Source organism: Vibrio genomosp. F10 str. 9ZD137 (assembly GCF_049974785.1).
Taxonomy (GTDB): Bacteria; Pseudomonadota; Gammaproteobacteria; order Enterobacterales; family Vibrionaceae; genus Vibrio.
In genome coordinates this window covers 1-1,512 of sequence record NZ_JBNGCJ010000626.1, presented here as the reverse complement: position 1 = coordinate 1,512, position 1,512 = coordinate 1, and the positions used below count along the sequence as shown (strand labels likewise).

The window sequence follows — 1,512 nt, the reverse complement described above, 5'->3', positions numbered from 1 at the left end:
GCGGAAAGCCGATACCGAAAATCGCCCCAATATCGCCATCACGAGGGCTGCGAATAATGCCTTCATCTAAACAGCGAACCGCTTCATTGAGCATCAGTAAGGTACATCGGATAGCTATGTCTTTCTCGCTCGAACGAATGTCAGGATTCAATTTAAGCAATGTGTAAACCGACTTATCGACGTCCTTCTTCTTACCTTTATAGGAATAAAAGCCTTTATTACTCTTTCTTCCTTTACGGCCATCATTGAGTAGCGTGTCAAAGACATCTGGGCCCTGGAAACGTTCACCAAGCTCTGAGACTAAAATAGGCATAATTTTCGCGCCAATATCAATACCCACTTCATCCAACAAGGTAATCGGACCTACTGGGAAACCGAAATTAAGCAGCGCTTTATCTAAATGCTCAATCGGCTCTCCTGATAGCAACACCTCGGCGGCTTCATTCATGTACGGGGCAAGAATTCGATTCACATAAAAACCCGCACAGTCTTTAACGACAATCGGTGTTTTACCCTGTTTTTTCGCTAACGCGACGACCGTAGAGATCGTTTCGTCGCTGGTCGATTGATGTGGAATGACTTCCACCAATGGCATTTTTTCAACTGGGCTAAAGTAGTGTAAGCCAATCACATTTTGTGGGCGAAGCGCTTTCTCAGCAATTTTAGCGATCGGTAAAGAAGACGTGTTGGTCGCAAAAATAGTGCTCTCTTTCACGTTGCTTTCTACATCCGCAACCATTTGCTGTTTCAAATCAAGATCTTCAAAAACCGCTTCAATCACAACATCCATCGTATTAAAACGTGCGAAATCGATACCGCCTGAAATCTGCATCATTTTAGATTGCTGTTGAGCTTTAGAAATGATTCGGCGCTTACGCTGCTTATCAAACAGCTTATTGTTGTATCTCAGCGCGTTTAACACGCCATCATTAGACACATCTTTGATACGTACAGGCAATTTGGCTTTGGTGACGGTAACGTGACTTATCCCTGCCCCCATAAGGCCGCCGCCCAATACCGCTACTTGATCGATACTTGCTGGCTCAGCACTGCTGCCGTGTTCTTTTTTCATTTCCGTTGTCGCAAAGAAAATCGAACGAAGCGCTTTAGACTCGTCAGTCATCACCAACTCACCAAAACGTTTCGCTTCTTGCTCTAACCCTTTTTTGATGCCCTTTTCTAAACCATAACGGATGACTTCCAAAATACTATCAACCGCTGGGTAATTGCCCCGTGTTTTCTGTGCGGTTTTCTTTGCCGCTTGCTCAAAAATCACCTTACGACCAAGCCCAGTATTAGACATCAACTTTTCTTTGGTCGACGATTTTTTCTTTTTATGTTTATTTTTGGATGCTTTCTCAAGCATGGACAAAGCCACATCAAATAAAATACTTTGCGGAACACAGGCATCCACCACACCCAGCTTTTTCGCTTTTTTAGCACGAAGCTGTTTGCCCGTTAGAATCATATCAAGCGAAGGCAGTAGCCCAATCAGTCTTGGTAACCGCTGCG

The 1,512-nt window shown here is 44.2% G+C and carries 1 protein-coding gene; it reads right to left on the bottom strand.

Translation table 11 applies throughout. The features are described 5' to 3' along the window. The coding region (locus tag ACP45E_RS15235) for a 3-hydroxyacyl-CoA dehydrogenase NAD-binding domain-containing protein (protein ID WP_069585190.1) at nt 1–1,512 on the bottom strand (1,512 nt) is incomplete at both ends.